The following is a 24,899-nucleotide window of genomic DNA, read 5'->3' on the forward strand; positions in this document are numbered from 1 at the left end:
CCGGACAGCCGCATTTCTGGCAGGCCTACAGTGTTTGAATGTAAGCGCTCCAGTGTTTTGTTAACAGGGACAAATTGGCAAAAAGTAAAACACTAGCTACGCCAGTGTTTTGTTGTGTATGAAAAAATTCATGACGAAACATACATCGTCCTCACTGAAGACCACGTCGTATTTGTCCGCCAACGGCTGCAATTCGTGGCGAATCAGACTGTACAGCTTGCGGTTTTCCGCCAAAAACGGCACCTTGTCGGTATAGGCTACAGAATGCTCCCCGGCTTTCAGCCGATCCACCAGACAGCAAATGTGCAAATACGCCCCGATTCGCGTATCGAACAGCAGCTTGTCGCCAAGCCGCTCCTCCATGCGCGCCACACACGTCCTGACGTCGTCGAGAACGTCCTGGCCCTTTACCATTTTCAGATGCTCCTTGAGCGACTCTTTCATCTTCACATAGGCCTCTTCCAGATCGATCAGTTGCTGAATATCAGACAGCGCCTCGCCGTTCACCACATCGTCCATGCTGTAGCAGCGCAAGTCGCGATCCAGCATGTAGTTGCTCACGATGCACAGAACCGTCCGCTCCTGCTTGAGCTTTTTCAGCTTGCTTTTCGCCTGCGCTTTGTCCATGAGCTGCAACGGGACAAATTCCAGCAGCTTCTCGTCGTAGCGCAGCTTCGATTCGAGCAGCTTTTTCAAAAACAGGGCGCTGCCCTCGCCGGACAGGCAGGTCGCTACGATGGTCAAGGCAGGCACCGCCTTGTCTGGCGCCTCCCTGGGCAGTTCCTCCCGCACCCCCATCGAGATGCTGACGACATCGCGGTATACGTCGTCCAGCGTATGACCCAGCATCGCTTTGCGCGTCGCCTCGATCACATGCGGCGTGCTCACCATCGGCACCACCTTCACCGGAATGCCCAGCTCCTTTTCGATGATCTCCCCGAATCCGAGCAGCGAGCCCATATCGACGAGCAAAAGCAGCCCGGCTGCGCTCCCGATTTCCCGCGCTGTCTTGATCGCTTGCTCCAGAACGACCAGCGAGTCTTCCTCCAGCGGCAGGTCGATGGCACGCGCGTACTCGGTGACCAGCAATCGGTTGGTCACGTCGACCATCGCCGTCGCTCCCCCGCTGCCGTGTGTGATGACCAGGACGCCGACCGTTTCCCGTTCCTCTTGCATACTCTCGTCGTCCAGCACGAAAAACATGGTCAGGTAGCCCGCTTCGCCAATGGGCAGGTCCATCAGCAGTGCTTCCTCGATCATGCGCACACACTCCAGCGCTACGGCGAACTCCTTTTTGTATTTCAGCCGCACGCTGTTGAGGTGCGGATGGACGATTTGCTTTCCTTGCGACAGCCGCTCCTTGGACGTCTGGATATGCAGCGCCAGGCCGAAAATGACCTTTTGGCTCAAAATCTTCTCCAGCTTCGCCTCGGCGTAACGCACGATGTCCTCGACGAGGTGAATGATGACCGGATCGATGATGCGTGCCATGTCGCCTTTGTTGATGCGCTGATGGACACCTTTGATAAACGTAGTGAAGTAATGCTCAATATCGTATTCCAGCTCTTCCTCGCTGACGCCCTGATTTTGCAACTCGTATATTTTTTGTTCGATCTTTTCGTACACGCTGTTGGCTGCATTCTCCGACTCTCTGTCGAACCAGACGCTTTCCTCCTGGGATGGCTGCACCACAAAACATTTGTGCTCGGTGCCAATCAGCTCCGCAAGCTCCTGTCTGTAGTCTTTTGCCAAAAGCAGCCCTTGCTTGACATGATGCGGAACATCCTGAATGGAGACGTGCAGCACATTTTTTTTCAAGGAAATAAACTCGGCATAAGCACTGGCGCAGGTCAGTTGAATATCCGTCTTCAACTGGCCGATATTGTTCGGACAATGATAGCAGAGAAACGCTTGCACCACGCTTGACGATATTTGAATTTCCCGTCCGAGCCGAAACGCTTCTTCGCGAAAAATTTCCATGACAAGCCCAAAGCGCTCCTCCATTCCCCGCTCCACCAGGGAAGGCAGCTTGATGACCATCGGGATGCGGCGCATGAACGTCTTGAGCAGGCTGGATTCCGGGTTTTCGGTCGTTGCCATGACGATCTGTACCTGCGCGGAACGCTCCACCTCTGTTTCTCCGACCCGGCGGAACGTCCCCTTGTCCATGAACGTAAAAAAGATTTCCTGCCCTTCTGCTGGCAAGCGGTGAACCTCATCGAGAAAAAGAATCCCGCCGTCCGCCTTTTCCACCAGCCCTTTGCGGTCCATCTCCGCTCCGGTGTACGCCCCCTTTTTGACGCCGAACAGTTGGCTGATTAAAAGCTGCGGGTTGTTGGCGTAGTCGGCACAGTTAAAAACGACAAAAGGCGCTCCCTTTTCCAGCCGGCCAATATCGACGGCAAACTCGTGAATCATCCCTGCAAACCACGACTTGCCCACTCCCGTTTCGCCCAAAATCAGGCAGTGCATGCCGCGCGGCGGGTACAGCACCGCTGCCTTTGCCTGCTCGATGCGGGTAATCAGGCTTTTGTTCGTCTTCGCCAGCCTGTCCAATGCCGTTTGCGCCAAGTAAAGCGAGTCATTCGCTTGCTTGACATAAAACAAGGTAGGACGACCCTCTTCTTTTTCAATGCGGCCTTCCTTCCATAGACGGTTTAAATCTCCACTGACATTGGCGCGGCTCAGGCCCAGGAGCTCGGCCAGTTCGCCAGCGCTGATTTTTTTGGCGGGACCGAACTCAAGCAGCTTCTGGTAAATGAAATCGACTCGTTTCACCCACTGTTCACCTGCCACTCAACTGATTCGTTTTCATTTCCACGCTCCCATGGAAAAACCTCCTTATTCCACAATATTATGGATACGAATGAGTCATCCCGTTCTTGGAAAACTTGCCCGAAAAAGAAACAGCCACCCTTCGCCGGACAAAGGATGGCTGTTTCTGCTCTTTTATACGTTTACTTGCTGGATTGCCTGCCGCATGTCCAGCGTATTGGCATTCAGGACGGCCGAAGCGTCGTACACCTGCTTCATCATCTCCAGTTGCCTGTTCGTCATGCTCCGAATCTGTTCGGTCAGCTCGCTTACCCCAGAAGCGATGTTGGCGATGCTGCTCACGGTAGCTGCCACTTCCTCAGACCCCGCAGAGAGCTGCTCTGTTGTGACAGACACTTCCTGAACCTGCTCACTGACCAGCATGAACGCCTTGACCGCGTGCAAAAACGACTGCTCTGCCTCCGCGGACAGCTCCACGCCTGCCTGGATTTCGGCCGTGACGCTTTCCATTTTGGCACTGATTTTTTCCGATTCCTGGCCGATGTTGCCCAAAAGGGCGGTAATCTGCTGGACGGAGGAAGCCGAGGCATTCGCCAGCTTGCCCACCTCCTGGGCCACAATCGTGAAGCCAAGCCCGTGCTCCCCTGCTCTGGCCGCTTCGATGGAGGCATTGAGCGCGAGAATTTTCGTCTGCTCGGTAAAGCCATGAATCGTGCCCAGCACATGTTCGATTTGCCGGGAATACGCTTTCAATGTTTTCGCGATTTCATACGTCTGTTCCGCTGAGATCGCGATTTCCTGCATCTGCCGGCTCATGCGCTTCATCGCCGTATCGCCGGATTGGGCCATCTCCAGTGCCTGGACGGAAGCATCGGATACCGTTGCCGAGGACTCGGCGATCCGGGCAATGCCGAGCGCGATTTCTTCGATGGCATGCGCACTGTCGTCCGCACTCTTTTTCTGGGCGTGTGCCCCGTCGTAAATGACTTGGACACTCTCATTCACGCTTTGCCCCACTTCCAGCATTTCGTCGGCGCTGTCAGCCAGCTCCTTCGAAGAGACAACCAGTTGGTCAGAAGTCTTGTCCATATTGATGACCAGCCCGCGCACCCGGCTGTGCAAATGCTCGGACATCGCAAGCATCGACTGGTAGACGGTGCCGATTTCATCCTGGGACTTGATCGGCGAGGAACGCAAAATGCTGCCTGCCGCAGCCAGATCGCCCTGCGCCATCTTTTCCGCGCTCTCCTTGACGATATGCAGAGGGCGCAGCGCCCGCTGTACAAACCAGACAATCACCAGGACAGCGACGAGCATAACCGCGAACATCAGCACGTAGATCGGCACGCTTTCCCAGAGCACGTTGGCAGCCAACTGTTCGTAAACCGCTACATCGGTATCAATACCGAGCGCCCCGATCACGGCTCCACTGCTGTCCTTCACCGGAACATAAGCGGAGATGTACGTCCCGTATTCCGGGTTTTCGATGATCGGCGAGCTCGCCTTGTTGCCAGCCATGACGGCCTTCACCGCATCCGGGGGCATATCGGTCACTTCGTCGATCGGTGACGCCATGGGATCATTCGGCGGACGGCCATCAATCATGATTTTCGGCACCTGACTCTCATCGAAACGAACAAAATAGACGTAAATCGCACCAATTTGCGTGCGGAACACATCCAGCTCATGCCGCAGCTCCCAGTACAACTCTGTTTCCGTCGGCTGCTGCAAAAAATCAGCATACAGCTCGGGCTTCATCTGTGCAGCGTAGCTTTCCGCGATCCGCATATTGTAGTTGTTGATTCCTTCTTCAACCGCAGCCCTCGTCTGCATGATCTGCGTAGCGATATTCCCCACAGCGACCAGGATCAGAACGGAGATGATGACGCACAAAATCCGAACAATCAGATGCTTTTTCATAAAGGATGCCATTCGCTTGCCTCTCCTCCCCGCCTCATGATGATAAAAGATATGTACGGTTTTTAATAAAACGGTTATGAATACCATGATAGGCGATTTTGGGCCACAGGAACAGATGGGATCAGTCAAAATATCCATATCTGCAACAATTTTTTAACTATTCACCCGTCTCAAGTCCTATCTTTTTTATTGGCATCGGATTCATTTACGTTTCCTGCTGCGCAGGTACGCTATAATGGTTGTAACATGACTGACACAGGAGATTGCTTGCCATGATGGTTTTCACCTTATTCACCATTTGGGCGCTAGGTCTATTGGTCCTGTTCACGGACCCGAAACGCACGTCGATCCGTTGGGCCTGCGCCACTGCATTCGTCGGAGGAGGCGGGTTCCTCTCTGCGGTCATTGACGAGACGCTCATCCCGCTCTGGGCAGATACGATCAATGCCGGGACCGAGCAGACTTTGCTTTTTCTAAGCAACCTATCTTCCTTTATTTGCCAGGCGGGATTGCCTTATTCGTTTCTCATGTTCGCCGTCCATTCGGCGGAGCTTCTCACCCGCCGGACAAAGCTGATTACCCAGTTCGCTGCGCTCTGCCTGCCAGCCCTGATGCTCGTGATTACCCCCATTTATCCTGTACTTGCCTTCAATTACTGGATCATGGTGGCGTGGGTCATTCCCTTTTTTCTGATCGCCTGCACGCTGCTCATCATACAGTACCGGAACGAGAAAGACCCGCTGGTCAAAAAGAACAGCTTTTTCACGAACCTGTTAATCATCGTTCCGCTGTTTTTCGTCTTTATCTTCATCTACATCATGCGCATCCAGAACGACTACGAAGCATGGCGCTACAATATGCTGGTCGTCGCGATCCAGTTCATTCTGATTGTCGCCATCAGTTTGAAATACGGCTTTTTGGGCGTCCGGCTCCGCGTGGAAAAAAGGCGGCTGGACAGCACGCTGCGCGCGCTCACGTCAGGAGCGCAAATCATTAACCACACGATCAAAAACGAGGTGGGCAAAATCTCGCTGTACGCCGACCGGATCGAATCATACGCGGAGGAAACAAACCAGCCAAACCTGAGGGAAGACGCACTCGTCCTCCTGCAATCCTCCCAGCACATGCTGGACATGATGAACCGGATTCAAAACCAGCTTCGCGACGTCGAGCTGCGCGAGTCACCGTGCGCACCTGGTGAAATTATCAAGCAAGTCATCCATAACTTGAAGCCTTACCTGGAAAAGCACCAGGTGCTGGTGGAATGCGAACTGGATGAGAGCCTTCACCTGTATGGCGATCCCGTGCAGTTGAGGGAAATCGTCACCAATTTGTGCATGAACGCAATCGAAGCGATGAAGTCTGGCGGCAAGCTTACCCTGCAACTGTTTTTGTCCAACCGTCACCTCGTCATTGCCGTTGCGGATACGGGTACAGGCATTTCCAAGGAAAATTTGCCGCATGTGCTCGACCCTTTTTTCTCTACCAAGCGAACCGGACAAAACTTCGGCCTCGGCCTTTCCTATTGCTATAATGTCATGCAAAAGCATCAAGGAATGCTGAAAATATACAGCGAGCCTGGAAAAGGAACAAGCGTGTTTTTGTTTTTCCCGAAAAAACGCGTCATCACAGGCTCTGCCCAAACAGAAGGGAGGAACTGACATGGAGACGATCAACGTATTTCTCGTCGAGGACGACCCTGTCTGGCGAAAAGGACTGGTCGACTACCTGAACAAAGAAGCAGACCTCACCGTCGTCGGCGAGGCGGGCACAAAAGCGGAAGCGATCGAGCGCTTTTTGGCAGCAGGAGCCGATGTCGTCCTGATGGACATCAACCTGACCGAGAACAATCTCGACGGAATCGAAACCGCGATGGAGCTGATTGCGCTTGAGCCAGACTGTAAAATCATCATGCTCACGTCCCTGACCGCCGACGATGTCATTGTCGAGTCCTTCTCCGCAGGTGCGGTCAATTACATCAGCAAGTCCAGCTTCAAGGAACTTCCCGACGCCATCCGCGCTGCCCACAACAGCCAGTCGGCGATTCACCCGACAGCAGCGGCTGCTCTCCGCAACGAATTTTTGCGCCTGAAAAACGAAGAAAACCAGAAGCTGCTTTCCCCTGCTGAAAAAGAAATTCTGCAACTGATCCACCAGGGAAAGACGCAGACGCAAATCGAGCAATCGCTGCACATCACCAAGCGGACCATCAAAAACCACATCAACCGCATCCTGAAAAAAATGGGCGTCAAAACGAGCAAGGAGGCGGCTGCAAAAGCCAGCCAGAAAAAGTTGTTCTAGGTGTTATGACCAGGTACTAAGGAATGTTGGTACTTTTTTTACTCCCCCCACTCCTTACAATGAGAGCTATACAGCAACACCATTCTTCGTTGTAAAGGTGTGGTCTACATGGTCCTCATTCATGCTTTTTTGAAAATGATTTTGCTGCTATGGTTTCGGCCCCGCATCCACGGAGTCAACAGAATCGACCTGACAAAACCGTCTCTTATCATTCCGAACCACGTCTCCTTGCTCGACGCGGTACTCCTTTCCTTTTGCTTGCCGGAAAGTGCTACCTTTGTCGTCAACACCGGAATGGCCAAGCGGTTTGCCTTTTTCCTGCGCTTCCGCAAGCACATTGCGATTGATCCGCTCAACCCGTACTCGATCCGCCATATGCTTCGGGTCATCCGCAAAGGAGAGACGCTGGTGATTTTCCCGGAAGGCCGCGTCACCACAACGGGCGGCCTGATGAAAATTTACAGCGGCGTCGGCTACCTCGCCATGCGAACAGGCGCAACCGTCTACCCGGTCGCGATCAACGGCCTGGAGCGCTCGATCTTCTCTTATTTGAAAGGCAAGCTGCGCCGCTCGCTGTTTCCCGCCGTCACCATGACAGTCGGCACGCCGTTCACCATCCCGCGCGACGCAAACCGCTCGATGCGTGAACAAAAGTCGGCCGCCAACGACCTGGTCCTGCGCACGCTGCAGGAGGAACTGTTCCAAAGCCGGATGAAGCAAAACGTCAACCTGTTCGACGAAGTGCTGGCGGCCGCCCGCCTTAACGGTCCGAACATGGAGATCGCCAAAGACTTGACCTCGGCGATCAACTACCGCACCCTGCTCGTCGGCAGCTATCTGCTCGGCAGCAAGCTGCAGCAGCCCTTGGCGGGAAAAACGGTCGTCGGCGTCTTTCTCCCCAACTCGGTCGGGCACCTGGTGACGTTGCTGGCGCTGTTTCGCATCGGGAAAACACCTGCCATCCTGAACTTTTCGCTCGGCATCCGCTCGCTCCTCGACTGCTGCGAGACAGCCCATATCGATACGATCCTGACCTCGCGCACCTTCATCGAAAAAGGCAAGCTGGAGCACATTGTCGCGGGCCTTTCGCCGAGCATCCGGATCATTTACCTGGAAGATTTGAAAGCGTCGGCCACCGCTTTTGACAAGCTGGCTGCCCTCACCGCTTATGTGACCAGGAAAAAAGCCGTACCGAGTGCCAATGAACTGATTCTGTTCACATCCGGCAGCGAAAGCAAGCCAAAAGGCGTCGTGCTGACGCACACCAATCTGTACGCCAACATCCAGCAAGTGACCAGCATGATCGACGTTACGAGCCGCGACAAGTTTTTCAACGCGCTGCCGATGTTCCACAGCTTCGGACTGACTGCTGGCACGCTTTTGCCCGTCGTCAAAGGCATTCCGGTGTATCTGTATCCGAGTCCGCTGCACTACAAGGCGATTGCAGAGCTGGTGTACGATCAAAACGCGACCATTTTGTTCGGGACCTCGACGTTCATGGCTGGCTACGGGCGGATGGCGCATCCGTACAACTTCTACTCCTTGCGGTACGTGTTTGCAGGAGCGGAAAAGCTGAAAGACGATGTGCGCAAGCTGTGGATGGATAAATTCGGCGTGCGGATTTTCGAAGGCTACGGCGCAACTGAAACCGCTCCGATCCTCGCGCTCAACACACCGCTCGCCAACAAGCCGGGAACAGTCGGCCGAATCGTGCCGGGCATGCGCTATCGGCTGGACCCGGTCGAAGGCATCGACGAAGGCGGCGAGCTGCTCGTCAAAGGCCCGAACGTCATGAAAGGCTACCTGATTCACGGCCAAGGCTTCGTGCCCGCGGGAGAATGGTACCGCACAGGGGATCTGGTGACAGCCGACAAGGAAGGGTTTCTCAGCATTCAGTCCCGCCTGAAACGTTTTGCCAAAATCGGCGGTGAGATGGTGTCGCTCAATCTGGTGGAAGAACTGGCGATGCAATGCTTCGGACACTCCGGCTTTGCCGCGATCACGGTCAGCGACCAGCGAAAAGGCGAGCGCATCCTGCTGTTCACTACAGATGAAACGGTTCAACTCAGCCAACTGCGCGCCTATTTGACGGAAAAGCAATACTCGCCGCTGCTCATCCCCGGCGCGATGCAGGTCATCAAGGCTCTGCCTCTTCTCGGGAGCGGAAAAACGGACTATGTCAGTCTGAAGCAACTGGCGGAAAGTGGAGGAAACTAATGTGAAGATGCGAATGCAACCGCTGCAAGCCCTGTATTTCACGCAATTTCTCTCGGCCTTTGCCGACAACATGATTTTGTTTGTCATAGCCAACCTGCTGCGGGAGAACGGCTTTTCTCCCGCCATGCTCGCACTCGTTTCCATTTCCTTTTTTCTGCCGTACGTTTTTCTCGCTCCGCTCGTCGGGCCTTTTGCCGACAAGCACGCCAAGTCGTTCGTCCTGGTGATCGGCAACCTGATAAAAGCGCTCGGTGTCGTGCTGCTGTTTGTCATCGATCACTCCAGCATTTTGCTGCTGATGCTCTGCTACTTTACAGTGGGAGTCGGCGCGGTCGTCTACTCGCCTGCCAAATACGGCATCCTGCCGGAGCTGACGCACAATGAACAGGAGCTGTTCCAGGCCAACGCACGAATCGAGGCGTACACCATTGTCGCGATCTTGACCGGAATCGGCGGGGGCGGGGCAATCGCCTCCATGACAGCGCCGCTGTTCTCTTCAAGCATCTGCCTCGCTCTCTACCTGTTGTCGCTTTTCATGACTTTTTTCATCCCGCGCATGAAAGGGAACTCGGCTATTCGTTACGGGACGGAAGCACGTCGCTTTTTCATCGACTTCCAACACCTGATGAACCGGGCGGAAACGAGCTTTGCCCTGATCGGAACCGGTGCCTTCTGGATGAGCTCGGCTGTACTGCGGGTCGCCGTGCTGGCCTGGATACCCGCCGCGCTCGGAATTAACCCGCAAAGCTTTTCCGTCTCGCTGATCCTGGCTACGACGTCAATCGGGATTATCATCGGCGCTTTTCTTGCGCCACGGTTGATTCCGCTGTCCCGGTTCACCCGCTCGGTCGGCTACGGCTTCGGCATGTTTCTCATCATCGTGCTGTTTCCGTGGATTCACGTAACCGTCATTGCGATCTGCCTGCTTCTTCTCGTCGGGTTCATGGGCGGGGTGTTCATCATTCCGATGAATACGATCCTGCAGGACGAAGGGAAAAAGATGGTCGGCTCCGGCAAGACGATTGCGATCCAAAACTTCGTCGAAAACTTTTTGATGGCTGCCGGGTCGGGGATTTACTACCTGATCGTCTATCTGGGCGCCTCCATCTCCGGCGCCATCGTCGCCCAAGGGTTGCTGCTGCTGGCTTTCCTGCTGTATTTGATGAAGCACAGCAGGCGAATTGCGGGCTAATGCGGGGAAAAGAGAAGACAAAAAGGAGCAAAAGCCGTGCGTGATCGTCAAACGTCACGGCTTTTGTTTTGACACACCGCTGCAACAGCGAAAAGCCGTGACCATGACCGTCACGGCTTGACTGCGGCGTAGTTTTGCAAACATTCCAGGAAGGGTTGGCCGTACTTCTCGAACTTGGCTTCGCCCACGCCTTTGATCTTGAGCATCGCCTGCTTGTCGGTCGGGCAGAGGCTGCTCATTTCCTTCAATGTGCTGTCGTGGAAAATGACGTATGGCGGCACCCCTTCGCGCTGTGAGATTTCCTTGCGCAGCGCACGCAACTGCTCGAACAGCTCGTCGTCCTCTGCGAGCGCTGCCGGGCGGAGCGATATTTTTTGCACGACGCGCTCCTCGCCCTTGAGCACTGGCAGCGCCCGCGCTCCCAGCTTTACAATCGGGTACTGGCTTTCTGTCACCTGCAAGTATCCTTCGGCAATGAGCAGTTGGATCAGGTCGGCGATTTCCTTTTCCTTGTACTCCTTCATCAGTCCGTAGGTAGGAAGCTGGTCGAACTGGAACTGCGTGACCTTTTTGTTTTTCGAGCCTTTGAGTACCTGGGCAACCAGAGTTGCGCCGAAGCGTTCCCGCATCCGCTTGACGCAGGAAAAGATTTTTTGTGCTTCAAGGGTAATGTCGGTCAGCTCCGTGTTGTCGGTGCAGTTGTGGCAGCGGCCGCACTCAGGCGCATCCGTCTCGCCGAAATACTGCACGATGTACTGCTGCAGGCAGCGCGGCGTCCGGCAGTAGTCGACCATGGCGTACAGCTTTTTGTACTCGTGCTCCTTGCGTTCGTCGGTTAGCTGGTTTTGCTCGATAAAAAAAGACTGGGTCTGGATGTCCTGCGGCTGGTACAGCAAAATGCACTCGCTCGGCTCGCCATCGCGTCCGGCGCGGCCCGCCTCCTGGTAGTACGCTTCCAGGTTTTTCGGCATGTTGTAGTGAATGACGTAGCGCACATTGGACTTGTCGATGCCCATTCCGAATGCGTTGGTCGCGACCATCGTGCGGACGTCATCGAACAGGAACGCTTCCTGATTCGCCGCCCGCTCTTCCTCGGACAGCCCGGCGTGGTATTTGGTCACGGAAAAGCCGCGCTTCGCGAGGTCGGCGTGCAGCGCATCGACGTCTTTTCGCGTGGCGGCGTAGATGATTCCGGACTGCTGCCTGTTGGCTTTCAAATACGCCTGGATGAACTCGCGGCGGTTTTCCCCTTTGCGCACCGACAGAATGAGGTTGTCCCGGCCAAAGCCAGTGATAAAGAGGCGCTCGTCCTCCAGGCTAAGCTGGCGCTTGATGTCGGCGGTAACTTCCGGTGTTGCCGTCGCGGTCAAGGCTGCGACGACGGGACGCTCTGGCAGCGTGCGCAAAAAGCGGGCGATCTCCAAATAGCTGGGGCGGAAGTCGTGGCCCCACTGCGAGACACAGTGCGCCTCATCGACAGCGACGAACGAAATCGGCACATTGCGGATCAAAGTTTGAAACGTTTCCGACTCCAGCCGCTCAGGCGCGATATAAAGCAGCTTGTACTCCCCGCGCGCCGCCATCCGCAAGCGCTCGCGCACCTCGCTGTAGTCGAGCGAGCTGTTGATCTGCGTTGCCGCAATGCCCATGTTGACCAGCACATCTACCTGGTCCTTCATCAGCGAGATAAGCGGCGAAATAACGATGGTGACGCCGTCGAACAGCATGGCCGGCACCTGATAGCAGATGGATTTTCCCCCGCCGGTCGGCATGATGCCGATCGTGTCATGGCCTGCGAGCAGGCTCTCGATAATCTTCTTTTGTCCCTCGCGAAACGATTCGTAGCCGAAATATTTTTGCAAAACTTCCTGTGCTTTATGGAGCAAAGAGAATCACCTTCTCTTTCAATAAATTGGTTCAATTGATTATTGATTCTATTTAGTGTAAACACAGGTGGTGGGACAAAACAAGAGGAAGCACAGCAGATGAAAAAGAGCACCATTGCAGGTGCCCTTGTTCTGTATTGCGTTTGGCAGGCTTGGTCAGCCTTGTACGCCATAGCTTTTATCAGGGTACGTCGTCGAGTCTCTGGCAGAACGGTCACTGATAGAACACAAAAACTGCATATCCCAGAACCATCAGAGCCGGCCATGCTTTACCCAGAACGATCAGAACCACAACGACTTAGACAAAACATAACCCAATAAAAATGTTTCATCTTTCGTTTAGGGGTTCTATAGAAACAAGTTTCGGCAATCCTATCAAGCTAGACTCATACTCTACAAAATACTCTTCGTTCGCTTTAATTAATTTCGTAATAACCCTCGGGACATCAATCGTTCTTTTCATGTTGAGTTGATCCTCAATTACGATGAAGTCATTGCTAACCTCTTTTACTTTTACGACGGCTGCTGTCTTCTCCTTAAAATAAATACTCCATATTAGTGAAAACCCCATCATTACAAGAAACAATATGCCCAAGTAAACAATAAGTTTTTTCTTTTTCATTTATATTATCCCTTTATTTACACATATCGGTACTTTTATACAAGTATTGTTACTATTCTAATATACCATACATTAGGAGGTTTTTTAAATGATTCCCTTTACAAAAAAAAAACACTTAAGATAATGGTTTTTTCTGAAAAAATTGATACTTTACCAGAGGAAATGCAAGAGGAATTGATAGCTGATGGTGGCGTTAAAGTGGACTCGGAAGTTGAGTATGAACCAACTTTCTATACTGACCTAGATGGAGTTGAACACATCGTCACAGAAAAAAACAAAGAAAAAAGTAATTGGAATTGACCTTGACGGTCATAAAGATGTTCTTGGAATCTGGATTGGAGAGAATGAATCGGCAAAATTCTAGCTCCATGTACTCAACGAACTGAAAAATCGCGGGGGCCAGGATATTCTTATTACAAGCGTCGATAACCTTCGTGGCTTTACAGAAGCCATCTCAGCATGTTATCCGAAGACGGAGATTCAGAAATGTGTCATCCATCAAATCCGAAATTCCATCAAGTATGTTTCCTATAAGGATCTCAAAAAGATCACGTCCGAGCTAAAACCCATCTATCAAGTTCCAACGGAGCAAGCCGCGTTGGAAGAACTCGAGCAGTTTGAACAAACCTGGGGCAGTAAATATCCCTTGATGGTTCGTTCCTGGTGGAGTAATTGGGACGAGATTGCCACCTTCTTTCGATATCCTCCAGAGATTGGAAAGCTGATCTATACAACAAATGTGAATGCTAATCAAAAAGTTGACCATTTTTGGAGCAAACGCTCATCTTCGAGTTGACCACCTACGATGCTTTTTTTCACACAAAGTAGCATTTTATTTCCTGCACCAAGGATCGTCAAGGATAAAGGGTAAACCCCTTGCTACGCAAGCCCTTGACGATCCTTGGCTCAGTAAAAACATTTGCAATTAGGTGTGAAAATGATGACGTGTGCTCAAACTGTCAGGTGGGTAACTTTATGATGAGCAAAGTGGTCAACATTTTGGTGAGCGTTCACAACAAACGTGAAAGTTATCATCGACAGCTTCGAAAGGTGACAAAAGAAAAAGCCATGTTTCCCACAGACGATGCCCTTTTGAAGATGTTATATCTCGTAACCATGGATGTTCTGCGAAAGTTGACGGGACGAGTCCAGAACTGGGGCCAGATTCTCTTACAGCTTTCCATTTTTTTGAAGATCGGGTACAGCCGTACATCCGTTAATAAAAATGAAAGGCTTCATCCCCGAAAGGATGATCTTTCTCTCCACCAACGCGTCAAGGGTTCGCTTCGCCTTACGCCCTTGACTCGATTGGTTTCGAAAAAGATGTCCCAATTAGGGGATGAAACCTTTTCATATATCGGTTGATTGAGTTTACACAAAAATCTTGACAGACCCAGAAGAAATCATGGCCTAGCGGGATCGGTTTATCCGCATTAAAACACGTTTAGCTGTTCTCCAGTTAACACCTTTTTCTTTGCAATATGGGAGATAGAATGATCTTTTATGTCTCGTAAGTATTATAGTCTAAACCAATAGATCATAAACATTATTAATCCAAGTAAATTGATAGTCAATGCTAAATAGAGATATCCTTTATTAGTTTTTCTACTAAACTCAATAAAAATCAAGACAAAAGACAAAAAATAGAGAAATACGATCACAGTTAAAATCCAGCCTATAACTATCCAATTGCTCAACACCTGATCAAGCAGCAAGAACAATAAGAATCCTCCATTTACCACCAAAGCAAGAAGTAATGATTTATTGATATTTTTCAAATAAAATTACCTCCTTATTAAAAAGTCTCACCTCTACGCGAGAGGTAAGACTTTTACAATTTAATTAGAAAAATTAAAGGACCAACTTGGATAAACACCAAAGAGATATTTAAAATCAACTATTTCATGTTGAAAGATTGGTCGATATGACCCACCGTTAATTTTATAATAAAGCTCATGCGAAGGTGCTTTATCATGTGAACCATAAACTACGATTTTACCACCTTTTTCACTTTTCAACTCTGCCGTATAATTATAATCAATCGCAGGTGTTATGGCTTCATAATATGGAATCTCACAATTGTGATATACTACAAATTTTGCCGATGTATTTGATCTCCCTTTATCGGACAGATAAATACCTGTATCACTTGCAGTCCGTGTATACTGCAACTTTTTGTCACTATCGTAAAATTTTGAGCTAGCAACAGATTTTGAAAAATCTAAAGACTTGCTTGAAAAAATGTATTGTGCTTCTGTTCGAGTTTTATACTCATAACTGTTAGGATTAAACCCTCTCCAATTTCCGTTAAAATATTTCACAGTCGCGTCAGCTGTTGGATAGTAAGGGTTTTCAACATATTGAGTTGGAATGAAAGTCATATATTTTAGGTTAATAGAATAAGCTGTATCATCTGCAAGAGCAGCTCTACTAGCTATTGATTTCCCTTCTTCGCTATTAGGTGTAAACGACTTAATGATTGAATAATATTCATAAAATAAAGCTTCTTCTTCTTCCTCTGTTAGTTCTCTTTGCAATTGTTGCTTTGCTTCTTCCCGGATTATTTCTTTCTTGCTATCATCAACCTCGATTTTCCCAACAAATTCATAATGACCCTCATTTAGACCTTCTTCACTGTACTGACTTCCTTTAATGGTCCCAATTTTTTCGTTGCCTTTATAGACTTCATACTCTTCGATACCAGCGATATCATCCCAGTCAAATTTAAGAGAATCCCTTTTATATATTGTAGTAACACGTATCGAATCTAGTTGTTGCTTCTCATCTTTATTTGCCATAAGCCTTTTATTTTGTTTTTCAGCTAAGGTATATGCCTCCACATTTACTTTATCTAGTATTTCATCGTTATCATCAAGTGCAACAACCAAATATTCAACTGGTGTATCTGCCTTCAATCCTTCTTGTTTAAATTTATTATCTTTTCCTTTGTAAATACTTTCTCCATTTGCAAAGACCTCATACTTATCGTAATCACCAGACCATGTAAGCTCTATAGCATTTTCAAAACGAGAAACATTTGTAATATCCAGGAACTCTGAGCCATTACCTTTATTTTCTGCATTAGCAGTTCCTAGTACTCCGAAAAACAATGTAGCTGATAAAGCAAATGACATAATTCTACTTTTTTTAGGAAACATACATGAACCTCCCTATCTTATCTTTTATTTCACTTAAAGATAGTAACCAATTTTTACCTAAAATTCCACAAATATATTCCCCTATTTTTTGACAATATCCGCCAAAATGTAAAACCCGTCTCCATTTTAAAGCGCACTACTTAAATATAGAAATTGGAAAAACACCCTAGGTTCTCTGATGAATTTTAGGGAGGGCATTTTATTCACATGAGATAAAGGGAGAAGCCATTAGACTGCATATGGAGGAAGGATGGACCTATCGAAGGATTATGAAGCACTTGGGGACATCTCGGACTGTCACCGCCGGGATATAATTGACCCAGGTTCGCCGGAAAGAAAATGACCCACCCTTAGCGAATATATCCCCTTCGGTATTAACGACCAAGTTAATTTTCGGAGGGAGACACATGCTAAGGAGTGGGATAGTGATATCGTTACATACCATGAGGGCAGAAGGCAAGAGTATTCGTGAAATTGCCCGTCTAACGGGGCATTCTAGAAATACAATTCGCCGATATCTCCGGGGTGAATTGGACTGTCAACACCAAACTAGACAGATTCCTTACGTTGGATGGGCTGCATTAAGTTGGGCAGAAAACTTGTAGAATAAACCTATATGATTTTCGTTCGGCAGGCTTAATCAGCCCTGTACTCCATCGCTTTTTTCCGGTATGTCAAGCTACTGGCTGAACGATCACCGGATGAATGACGCCAAAAGACAAACCACAGCACCAAATAAACGCCATACCCGAGTATCCCTCCCACCGTATTCAGCAAAAGATCGTCGACGTCAAACGTGCCGCAGCTCAGCACTAGCTGCGTCGTTTCCAGCCCAAGGCTAAACAGAAACGACAGCCATGCGACTTTGCCGACGGAGCCTGCTTTTTTCGCAAACAACAGCGGCAGCATCAAGCCAAAGGGCATAAATGCAACGATGTTTCCGACGAGATTCACGAAGCTGTGCCCACTCTGGCCGTTTCGAATCTGTGACACGTAGTTTTGAATTTCATGAAACGGCACGAGGTTGCCCCGGTAGCGCAGCCGCTCCACGATGCTCGTCGGGTCGTTTGAAAGCATTTGCCATTGTATCTGCAACAGCTCTATATCCAGACTGCTGAATTTTAACAACAGTACTTTTATGACCAAATACAAATACACCGCGAAAACGGCGTACCCCAGAAAAAGCGGAACCGTCCATGCCCTACCTTTTTTCGGCGCTGTATGCAATGTCAAATCCCCTCTCCAACAACTTTTTTGTCTCTGTAAAGCGGACCGCTTCGTTTGCCGCCCCCATCACCACAGAAATCAGACGCTTGTCACCCTGCCTGGCCGTCCCTGTAAAACAGTAGCCCGCTTTATCGGTAAACCCTGTCTTCAGTCCGTCCAGCCCTGGCACGTTCATTTCGTCGTGATCGGTGCGCACCATCAGATTGGTGTTGTCCACCCGTTCCCCGAAAGAAAGCTGCACAAAAGGCTCGGCAGTCAGCTCCACAATCTCCGGGAAGTCGCGAAGCAGATAGTGCGCCAGCATGCCTACGTCTCTTGCCGACATCTCATTTTGCCCGTAGTCGTAATCCAGCCCTGTCGCGTTGACAAAAGACGAGGACGCAAGCCCCAGCTCGGCTGCCTTTTTGTTCATCTGTCTGGCAAAAGCAGACGTACTGCCCGCCAGGTATTCACCGATGGCCACGGCCGCGTTGTTTGCGGAGCCGACCGCCATCGCTTCGTACAAATCGCGAAGCGGGTACGCTCTGCCCGGCTCAAGCTGCACCCGCGCGCCCCCGGCCCCGGCGGCATTTGCGGAAACGGGCACTTCATCGTCCCAAGCGACACGCTTCTCCCGGATCGCTTCCAGCAGCAAATACTCGGTCATCATTTTCGACATGCTTGCCACCGGATAGGGGGTATCGGCATTTTGGGCGTACAACACTTCGCCTGTCTCGCTGTCGAGCAAAACAGCCGCCCGCGCCTCCACACTGCCGGTTATGTTCCCCAGCACAGTCTCAGCTCTTCTGTTTACCAAATCTGCTACTGCCGGCCTCATGTCGCTCCAACAGGCATAACCCGCAGCCACAACGAGCAGAAGCAGCAGCAGTGTTCCTCTCCGCATAAAAACAAGCCCTCCTCATCACACATGAACACATTCGTTCTTCATGCAACAAGGATAGGCTTTTGAAATCAAAAAAACGGAAACGAAAAGTAAAGAAAAAGGAAAGGATTTATGAAGAGGGAGAGGTACGAGGAAGCCAGATCGTAAAGGTCGTCCATTCCGGCGTGCTGTCCACGGAAATGCTGCCATGGTGCAGGTCAATGATGCTTTTGGCGATGGCCAGTCCCAGTCCCGAGCCGCCCGTCTCTTTGGAGCGCGACCCTTCTACCCGGAAAAAGCGCTCGAACAGATTGGGGATATATTCGGCTGGAATTGGCGCTCCGTTGTTGGCAACAGATATGGCAACCCCGCCCTGCTGCTCGAATAGGCGAATGAAAATGTCCGTGCCGTCCCGCCCGTATTTGACCGCATTTGAGAGCAAGTTTTCCAGCACGCGGACGAGCTTGTCTGTATCGCCGATCATCTCGATTTTTTCGTCCGGCGTGTCTACATGCAGGCACAAGCCCGCTTCCTGCGCCGCAATGCGAAAGCCCACCGAGACTTGCTCCACCAGCTCCACGAGGTCAAACTGTGTCCGGGTCACATGCGCGCCCCGATTGCGGACCTTGGTGTACTCGAACAAGTCATTGACCAGCACGTTCATCTGCCTGGCCTTTTCATAGGCGATGTGGGCGTACTGCCTGAGCTGCTCTTCGTTTTTGTACTTGCGCTCTTCAATCAGTCCCAAATAACCGATAATCGACGTCAGCGGGGTGCGCAAATCGTGGGACACGTTCGTCACCAGCTCATCCTTGGACTGCTCCAGCCGCCGCTCCTCCTCCATCGCTTCGCGCGTGCTTTTGACCAGCGCATGAATGCTGTCGACCACATTTCCCAGGCTGCCGCTCGGCCGGATGGAGATGACGTGCTGAAAATTCCCTTTGGCGATGTAGTGCAGTTCGGAGATGATCTGCTCCATTTGTTTTTGCTCGATGTACTTGCGGATACGGACAAACGTCCAGGCGGCAAACAGCCCGATTCCCAAAAGAATGATCGGGATTTTAAACGACTCAATGCCGAAGCTGCGCCGCAAAAACCAGACGTATTCTTTGACTTCCCGAATGTTGTACAAATAGTTTTGGGCGAGAAAGGAAGCCGTCTGCAAAACAGCATAGAAGAGCGCCAGACTCAGGATCAGGTCGAGGAAAATGCGCAAAAAATCTTTGGCATCAAGCTTCAATTTTATAGCCTACCCCCCAGACGGTCTGGATCACTTTTTCGCCATTGGTCGCCTTCTCCAGCTTTTCGCGCAAATTGCTGATGTGCACCATCACCGTCTTGTAGGAGACGTAGTTTTCCATTTTCCAGCAGCGGTCGAAAATTTCTTCGGAGGAAAAAACCCGGTTCGGGTGGCTGGCCAGCAAAAACAGTACGGAAAATTCCAGGGCGGTCAGCTTGATCGGAACGCCGTCCTTCGTCTCGACGACGTGGCTCTGCTTGTCGATAATTAGCGGGCCTGCCTCGATGACGTGATCCTGCTTTTGCTGTTGTGTGTAATTGGCCCGGCGCAAAAGGGATTTGACCCGCGCGATCACCTCCAGCGGATTGAACGGCTTGGCGACGTAATCGTCGGCTCCGGTCATCAGCCCCATGATTTTGTCCATGTCGTTCGTTTTCGCGCTGGCCATCAGGATGGGGATTGTCGAGTCTTTTCGTATGCGTTTGGTCACTTCCAACCCGTCGAGGTTCGGCATCATGACGTCCAAAATAACGAGATCGATGTTTTTTTGGGCGAGCTTTTCCAGCGCTTGTACGCCGTCGTGGGCTTTTTCGATCTCGTAGCCTTCGTTGCCCAAATAGATAGCGAGCAAGTCCACGATTTCTTTGTCGTCGTCTACGATTAGTATTTTCATTGGCTACACCTCCGCACGAATCTGAGTCATTACTGACCACTATAGCAGAAATGTTTTAAGAAAATCTAAAGAGGTGACGCTGCAATGATCCTGCAAGAACGCCTGTTGGAAGCGTCCCGTCATTTTAGAGGTCGTTACTTTCTTCCGTCATGACCTTTTCAAAACGGAAAAATTCAAATTCTTCATCTGGCTCAGGCTGTTCCCCTCCGATATTTGGTCCAGGGTTGTCTTTATGATAAAACTCAACAATTTTGAAGCCACATTTATTCACGTAAAAATGAATATTACGCTTTTCAAAATACGGTGTGTGCAGCTCCCAAACCTTCGTCTCTGGAAACGCTGCTTCTATCGCTTTCCATGCTTTTGTACCAAGACCTTTACCGTGTGCATTCGCCTTTATATACAGGAAAGCCACTTCGTTTCGCTGTGTGTCGGGATTAATATTTAGTACGACGCCACCGATTCTTTCGCCATTTAGAACAATTTGGCGCACAACCGAATCTTTTGCAGTAAGCGAATGCTCGAAATCCTCATCGGATGGGATTGGTCCCATTTTTGTTGAATCCTCTGCTTCTGGATAACTATCTTGTAACCCTTTCATAAATGCCTCTTGTATTTCTTCCTTAAATATTGCCAGCTCTTCCTGCGGTAGAGGGACTAACGTAATTTGTTCATTTTGTTGTTTTGTCATTTCGAAACAACCTTTCTCTTTAAACAATTAAATAATCGACCGACTGTTACAAATAGCAAACTCCAAAGTAAAGCACTCACCCCAGCATATAGCACGTATGATTTTGGAGGCATATGCGAAATGCCACAAAAGTACACCGTAACATCCCCATGGCCCTCTTCCTCATCACCCTTCGTGCGTTCCATACATGAACGATTGCTTGCCTGATGTATATTTTCGTGTTATGTTCACAAAAAAAGTGTACGGTATGAAGTAACTCCAGAGTAAAGAAAGAAGTGAAAAGAAATGAAAAATATATCCGAAAAAACATTTTCCACTGGCGAATTTGCCAAATTACTTGAAGTAAATAAGGATACGCTTCTGTATTACGATAAAATCGATTTATTTAAACCAGCAGGCACTTTTGATAACGGCTATCGCTACTACACATTCGATCAGTTGGATCAATTTGTAGCCATTCAATTGCTTCGTGCAGTTAAGCTACCGATTAAAGAACTCAAAACGTATTTTGATGCGCCTAACACCTATACTCTGCAACAATTGGCAATGCAACAGCAGGAAAAAGTGGCAAGGGAAATCCAAAAATTGCAGGACATTCAATTTTTCCTGGAACGAACAGTTACCTTGACAAAAGAGATGGAGGAAATCTCATTTGGCAAAGTTTTTGTGCAACAACTACCAGCCGAACCTGTTGTGTATAGCGACGAGAAAATAGATTGGTCGGTATTAACGGAGGAAGTTTACGAGCAATCTACACGGTTTTTAAAAAAGCTTGGGGTGAAAAGTACAGCCGCATACGGTATTGTGTATGCAAAAGAAGATTTTCTAAATAAGGAGTCTGTAAACGTAAGCTATCTATTTTGTCGCCTAGACGACCCGTCAGCAAAAATGAAGCCAGCTGGACACTATGCGATCATTTATCATCAGGGATCTTATGATGACATCTCACAGACCTATCACACGCTACTCACTTATTTAGAACAGGAGCAGTTGGCGTTGGATGGTGATATTTATGAGGAATATTTACTGCACTCGATTGCAGCAAAAGAGGAAAAAGATTATATTACAAAAATTAGTGTGAAAGTAAAACCGCGTGAGGCGAGTCATCAACCTCTTTAGTGCTTGTCATGCTGACGACTATCTTGCTAGATAGGCGTTTTCCATTTTTTAGAATCTCTCTCAACAACAATCGGGCGCTCTAGTGGTATAACACCATAGATATTACATACAACTACAAAAAAGGTACTACATGTTTAAAATGTAATACCTTTTCAATAGTTTGATTATGAACATTTCACCCTAGATAAACACAGGATGGCATCGGGGTCTGTCCAGTATTTTGTGTAAACCCTTTTGGAATAAAAAACTAGCGTAAGTATTGGCCGATCCGATCCGGGAAGAAAACGGAGAGCTGGAGGAGCATTTGCCCCCAGTGCTGCACTCGTCCAGTCCACTTCCTGGTGACGTCCATGGTAGCCAAATAGAGCATTTTGAGCAGGGCTTCATCGGTGGGGAAAATGCTCTTGCCCTTCGTCACCTTCCGGAGTTGCCGATGGTAACTCTCAATCATATTGGTCGTATAGATCAATTTACGAATCTCTGGTGGATACTTGAAAAAAGTAGCTAGCTCGTCCCAGTTGGTACGCCAAGAGCGAACGATGAGGGGATATTTGTTACCCCATGTTTCCTCAAAACGATCCAATTCCAGTAAGGCAGCCTCTTCTGTTGCCGCTTTGTAGATTGGCTTTAAATCCGCCGTCACTTTCTTAAGATCCTTATAAGAAACATAACGGGTCGAGTTGCGGATTTGATGAATGATGCACTTTTGGATCTCCGTATTCGGATAGCAGGCAGAGATGGCCTGAGAGAAGCCCGTTAGGTTATCCACGCAGGTGATGAGAATGTCCTGAACCCCACGGTTCCGTAAGTCGTTCAGTACGCTCAGCCAGAACTTTGAGGATTCATTCTCTCCAATCCACATGCCTAATACGTCCTTGTTGCCGTCCAAATCAATGCCAATGACCATATAAGCCGCTTTGTTCACAATAGCACCGTCTTGCTTGACTTTGTAGTGAATGGCGTCCATAAATACAACCGCATAGATGCTTTGTAGCGGTCGGTTCTGCCATTCTTTGATGAGTGGCACGATCTTATTCGTCACATTGGAGATCATGGTAGGAGAAACGTCAATTCCATACAGATGGTTCAGATGGTCCTGAATATCCCGTGTGCTGACACCTTTGGCATACATGGCGATAATTTGGTCCTCAATGCCGGTAACGGTAGACTGATGCTTTTTCACGATAACGGGCTCAAATTCGCCATTACGGTCACGTGGCACCGCGATCTCCACCTCGCCGTATTCGCTTGTCACCGTCTTCTTTGTCTTCCCGTTACGGCTGTTTGTTGTTTTCTTTCGCTTCACATCGTGCTTTTCATAGCCGAGTTCCGTGTCAAGCTCCGCCTCTAGCATCGACTGCAGCGTTTCTGCAAACAGTTCCTTCAGTGCCGACTGCACATCGTCCATCGTCTTGAGGTTGTTTTCCTTCACAAACGCCTTCACTTGTTCCTTACTAAATCTCGCCATAGGTGTCATCCTCTCAAACCAACCTTTCTTTTATTGTAATAGGTTTTGAGAGTTTACACAGAATATTTTACAGTCCCTGGCATCGGCTTTTCCCAGTATATTCACCTGCTCATGCCAGTGAGTGGGTTACTTTTTTATTCCTTCGGATGAATCATCTGCTCCGGGCGCACGATCTGGTCGAATTGTTCTTCGGTCAGCAGGTTGCTCTTGATCGCCGCTTCCTTGAGCGTAATGCCCTCTTTGTGTGCCAGCTTGGCTACGGCTGCTGCGTTTTCGTAGCCGATGTGCGGGTTCATCGCGGTTACGAGCATCAGGGAGTTGTTCAGGTTTTCCTGAATGACAGACAGGTTTGGTTCAATGCCGATAGCGCAGTGGTCGTTGAACGACTTCATGGCGTCTGCGAGCAGTCGCGCCGATTGCAGGAAGTTGTAGATGATAACTGGCTTGAACACGTTCAGCTCAAAGTTCCCCTGGCTTGCGGCAAAGCCGATTGCGGCATCGTTGCCCATCACCTGGCACGCAACCATCGTAATCGCTTCGCTTTGCGTCGGGTTTACTTTTCCTGGCATGATCGAGCTGCCCGGCTCGTTGGCAGGGATTACGATTTCGCCGATGCCGCAGCGCGGTCCGCTCGCCAGCCATCTGACGTCGTTGGCGATTTTCATCAGGTCGGCTGCCAGCGCCTTCAACGCTCCGTGCACGTGAACAAGCTCGTCGTGGCTGGTCAGCGCGTGGAATTTGTTTGCGGCGGTCACGAATTTTTTGCCGAGCGCTTCGCTGATTTCCGCAGCGACCATTTCGCCGAAGCGCGGGTGGGCGTTGATGCCAGTACCAACGGCCGTACCGCCAATCGCCAGCTCACGCAAATATTCGTTGCTTTCCCGAATCATTTTCTCTGTTTTCTCCAGCATGCGCACCCAACCGCTGATTTCCTGGCCCAGTGTCAGCGGAGTGGCATCCTGCAAATGCGTCCGGCCGATTTTGATGATGTCTATGTAAGCCTCGCTTTTTTCCTGGAGTGTCTGCTTGAGCAGCGCCAGAGCAGGCAGCACTTGATCCTCGACAGCTACCAGTCCCGCCATGTGCATGGCAGTCGGGAATGTGTCGTTGGAGCTTTGCGATTTGTTTACATCGTCGTTGGCGTGAATCCGCGCACTGCTTCCTTTTTCCTCCAGCAACTGGTTGGCGCGGCGAGCGATGACTTCATTGACGTTCATGTTGGACTGGGTGCCGCTTCCGGTTTGCCAGACAACCAGCGGGAAGTGTTCATTCCATTTTCCGGTGATAACTTCGTCGGCTGCCGTTATGATCGCTTCCGCCTTTTCCGCATCCAGCTTGCCCAGCTTTTGATTCGCCAGCGCCGCACTTCTTTTCAGGATGGCAAACATGCGAATGACCTCAAGTGGCATTTTCTCCGTGCCGATCTCGAAGTTTTGGAAGCTGCGCTGTGTTTGCGCCCCCCACAGCTTGTCCGCAGGCACTTTCATTTCACCCAACGTGTCTTTTTCGATCCGAAAATTCATCTCGCATCCTCCTCTATGAATGACT

17 protein-coding genes and 3 pseudogenes are annotated in these 24,899 nt (G+C 50.0%); 8 read left to right on the top strand and 12 right to left on the bottom strand.

Annotation, left to right across the window (positions count from 1 at the left end; genetic code table 11):
• Positions 1-96: 96 nt before the first annotated feature.
• Entirely contained in the window at positions 97-2,778 is a 2,682-nt protein-coding gene (locus tag AAFJ72_RS20685; RefSeq protein ID WP_432775531.1) for a sigma-54-dependent transcriptional regulator, read from the bottom strand.
• Positions 2,779-2,949: 171 nt separating this feature from the next.
• On the bottom strand, positions 2,950-4,707 hold the full coding sequence (locus AAFJ72_RS20690) for a methyl-accepting chemotaxis protein (protein ID WP_432775532.1): 1,758 nt from the start codon (positions 4,705-4,707) through the stop codon (positions 2,950-2,952).
• Positions 4,708-4,967: 260 nt separating this feature from the next.
• Here AAFJ72_RS20690 and AAFJ72_RS20695 point away from each other — a divergent pair, with 260 nt between their 5' ends.
• From AAFJ72_RS20695 to lplT, 4 genes are all read left to right on the top strand, one after another.
• A complete protein-coding gene (locus AAFJ72_RS20695; protein ID WP_432775533.1) occupies positions 4,968-6,356 on the top strand; it encodes a sensor histidine kinase in 1,389 nt (462 codons plus the stop codon).
• A gap of 1 nt (position 6,357) precedes the next feature.
• On the top strand, positions 6,358-6,996 hold the full coding sequence (locus tag AAFJ72_RS20700) for a response regulator transcription factor (RefSeq protein WP_025848057.1): 639 nt from the start codon (positions 6,358-6,360) through the stop codon (positions 6,994-6,996).
• A gap of 108 nt (positions 6,997-7,104) precedes the next feature.
• Complete coding sequence (locus AAFJ72_RS20705) at positions 7,105-9,213, top strand: AMP-binding protein (RefSeq protein WP_432775535.1); 2,109 nt, start codon at positions 7,105-7,107, stop codon at positions 9,211-9,213.
• 7 nt (positions 9,214-9,220) lie between these two features.
• Complete coding sequence (lplT, locus tag AAFJ72_RS20710) at positions 9,221-10,405, top strand: lysophospholipid transporter LplT (RefSeq protein ID WP_246005823.1); 1,185 nt, start codon at positions 9,221-9,223, stop codon at positions 10,403-10,405.
• Positions 10,406-10,515: 110 nt separating this feature from the next.
• Here lplT and recQ read toward each other — a convergent pair whose 3' ends face one another.
• Together recQ and AAFJ72_RS20720 are read right to left on the bottom strand one after the other, a co-directional pair.
• Positions 10,516-12,291 carry a DNA helicase RecQ gene (gene recQ / locus AAFJ72_RS20715; protein WP_432775536.1) on the bottom strand — a complete coding sequence of 592 codons (1,776 nt, stop codon included), beginning with the start codon at positions 12,289-12,291 and terminating at the stop codon, positions 10,516-10,518.
• Positions 12,292-12,619: 328 nt separating this feature from the next.
• Positions 12,620-12,913: a hypothetical protein gene (locus AAFJ72_RS20720; RefSeq protein ID WP_432775537.1), complete on the bottom strand. Its 294-nt coding sequence runs from the start codon at positions 12,911-12,913 to the stop codon at positions 12,620-12,622.
• Between the two features lie 286 nt (positions 12,914-13,199).
• Here AAFJ72_RS20720 and AAFJ72_RS20725 point away from each other — a divergent pair.
• Positions 13,200-13,655: pseudogene (locus AAFJ72_RS20725) on the top strand (IS256 family transposase); the annotation flags it as partial.
• A gap of 287 nt (positions 13,656-13,942) precedes the next feature.
• Positions 13,943-14,098: pseudogene (locus AAFJ72_RS20730) on the top strand (IS256 family transposase); the annotation flags it as partial.
• Positions 14,099-14,751: 653 nt separating this feature from the next.
• Here AAFJ72_RS20730 and AAFJ72_RS20735 read toward each other — a convergent pair.
• Positions 14,752-16,071, bottom strand: coding sequence for a DUF3238 domain-containing protein (locus tag AAFJ72_RS20735; protein ID WP_432775538.1), 1,320 nt, complete (start codon positions 16,069-16,071; stop codon positions 14,752-14,754).
• Between the two features lie 407 nt (positions 16,072-16,478).
• On the opposite strand from AAFJ72_RS20735, the pseudogene AAFJ72_RS20740 reads away from it, so the two are divergent.
• Positions 16,479-16,601: pseudogene (locus AAFJ72_RS20740) on the top strand (helix-turn-helix domain-containing protein); the annotation flags it as partial.
• A gap of 106 nt (positions 16,602-16,707) precedes the next feature.
• Here AAFJ72_RS20740 and AAFJ72_RS20745 read toward each other — a convergent pair.
• From AAFJ72_RS20745 to AAFJ72_RS20765, 5 genes are all read right to left on the bottom strand, one after another.
• Positions 16,708-17,304 (bottom strand): VanZ family protein, encoded by a 597-nt coding sequence (locus AAFJ72_RS20745; RefSeq protein WP_432775539.1) that lies wholly within the window; start codon positions 17,302-17,304, stop codon positions 16,708-16,710.
• Positions 17,273-18,181: a D-alanyl-D-alanine carboxypeptidase family protein gene (locus tag AAFJ72_RS20750; protein ID WP_432775540.1), complete on the bottom strand. Its 909-nt coding sequence runs from the start codon at positions 18,179-18,181 to the stop codon at positions 17,273-17,275. Before AAFJ72_RS20750 ends, AAFJ72_RS20745 begins: the two co-directional genes overlap by 32 nt.
• A 109-nt stretch (positions 18,182-18,290) precedes the next feature.
• Positions 18,291-19,400, bottom strand: coding sequence for a sensor histidine kinase (locus AAFJ72_RS20755; RefSeq protein WP_432775542.1), 1,110 nt, complete (start codon positions 19,398-19,400; stop codon positions 18,291-18,293).
• Positions 19,390-20,073, bottom strand: a complete 684-nt coding sequence (locus AAFJ72_RS20760; RefSeq protein WP_432775543.1) for a response regulator transcription factor — start codon at positions 20,071-20,073, stop codon at positions 19,390-19,392. The genes AAFJ72_RS20755 and AAFJ72_RS20760 overlap by 11 nt, the downstream gene beginning before the upstream one ends.
• A 124-nt stretch (positions 20,074-20,197) precedes the next feature.
• A complete protein-coding gene (locus AAFJ72_RS20765; protein ID WP_432775545.1) occupies positions 20,198-20,764 on the bottom strand; it encodes a GNAT family N-acetyltransferase in 567 nt (188 codons plus the stop codon).
• A 285-nt stretch (positions 20,765-21,049) separates the two neighbouring features.
• On the opposite strand from AAFJ72_RS20765, the gene AAFJ72_RS20770 reads away from it, so the two are divergent.
• Positions 21,050-21,883 carry a MerR family transcriptional regulator gene (locus tag AAFJ72_RS20770; protein ID WP_432775546.1) on the top strand — a complete coding sequence of 278 codons (834 nt, stop codon included), beginning with the start codon at positions 21,050-21,052 and terminating at the stop codon, positions 21,881-21,883.
• Between the two features lie 247 nt (positions 21,884-22,130).
• On the opposite strand, the gene AAFJ72_RS20775 is transcribed toward AAFJ72_RS20770, so the two are convergent.
• Both AAFJ72_RS20775 and fumC read right to left on the bottom strand, forming a co-directional pair.
• The gene (locus AAFJ72_RS20775; protein WP_432775547.1) at positions 22,131-23,351 is read right to left on the bottom strand and encodes an IS256 family transposase; all 1,221 of its coding nucleotides are present in this window, start codon (positions 23,349-23,351) and stop codon (positions 22,131-22,133) included.
• 134 nt (positions 23,352-23,485) lie between these two features.
• Complete coding sequence (fumC, locus tag AAFJ72_RS20780; RefSeq protein WP_432775548.1) at positions 23,486-24,874, bottom strand: class II fumarate hydratase; 1,389 nt, start codon at positions 24,872-24,874, stop codon at positions 23,486-23,488.
• Between the last annotated feature and the right edge of the window lie 25 nt (positions 24,875-24,899).

Source organism: Brevibacillus gelatini, from assembly GCF_050920745.1.
Taxonomy (GTDB): Bacteria; Bacillota; Bacilli; order Brevibacillales; family Brevibacillaceae; genus Brevibacillus; species Brevibacillus gelatini.

What these genes read in the sequence shown, in the direction of transcription:
- AAFJ72_RS20690 (WP_432775532.1), bottom strand. Translation starts at nt 4,707, where the DNA reads ATGGCATCCTTTATGAAAAAGCATCTGATTGTTCGGATTTTGTGCGTC.
- AAFJ72_RS20695 (WP_432775533.1), top strand. Translation starts at nt 4,968, where the DNA reads ATGATGGTTTTCACCTTATTCACCATTTGGGCGCTAGGTCTATTGGTC.
- AAFJ72_RS20700 (WP_025848057.1), top strand. Translation starts at nt 6,358, where the DNA reads ATGGAGACGATCAACGTATTTCTCGTCGAGGACGACCCTGTCTGGCGA.
- AAFJ72_RS20705 (WP_432775535.1), top strand. Translation starts at nt 7,105, where the DNA reads ATGGTCCTCATTCATGCTTTTTTGAAAATGATTTTGCTGCTATGGTTT.
- lplT (WP_246005823.1), top strand. Translation starts at nt 9,221, where the DNA reads ATGCGAATGCAACCGCTGCAAGCCCTGTATTTCACGCAATTTCTCTCG.
- AAFJ72_RS20720 (WP_432775537.1), bottom strand. Translation starts at nt 12,913, where the DNA reads ATGAAAAAGAAAAAACTTATTGTTTACTTGGGCATATTGTTTCTTGTA.
- AAFJ72_RS20735 (WP_432775538.1), bottom strand. Translation starts at nt 16,071, where the DNA reads ATGTTTCCTAAAAAAAGTAGAATTATGTCATTTGCTTTATCAGCTACA.
- AAFJ72_RS20750 (WP_432775540.1), bottom strand. Translation starts at nt 18,181, where the DNA reads ATGCGGAGAGGAACACTGCTGCTGCTTCTGCTCGTTGTGGCTGCGGGT.
- AAFJ72_RS20760 (WP_432775543.1), bottom strand. Translation starts at nt 20,073, where the DNA reads ATGAAAATACTAATCGTAGACGACGACAAAGAAATCGTGGACTTGCTC.
- AAFJ72_RS20765 (WP_432775545.1), bottom strand. Translation starts at nt 20,764, where the DNA reads ATGACAAAACAACAAAATGAACAAATTACGTTAGTCCCTCTACCGCAG.
- AAFJ72_RS20770 (WP_432775546.1), top strand. Translation starts at nt 21,050, where the DNA reads ATGAAAAATATATCCGAAAAAACATTTTCCACTGGCGAATTTGCCAAA.
- AAFJ72_RS20775 (WP_432775547.1), bottom strand. Translation starts at nt 23,351, where the DNA reads ATGGCGAGATTTAGTAAGGAACAAGTGAAGGCGTTTGTGAAGGAAAAC.
- fumC (WP_432775548.1), bottom strand. Translation starts at nt 24,874, where the DNA reads ATGAATTTTCGGATCGAAAAAGACACGTTGGGTGAAATGAAAGTGCCT.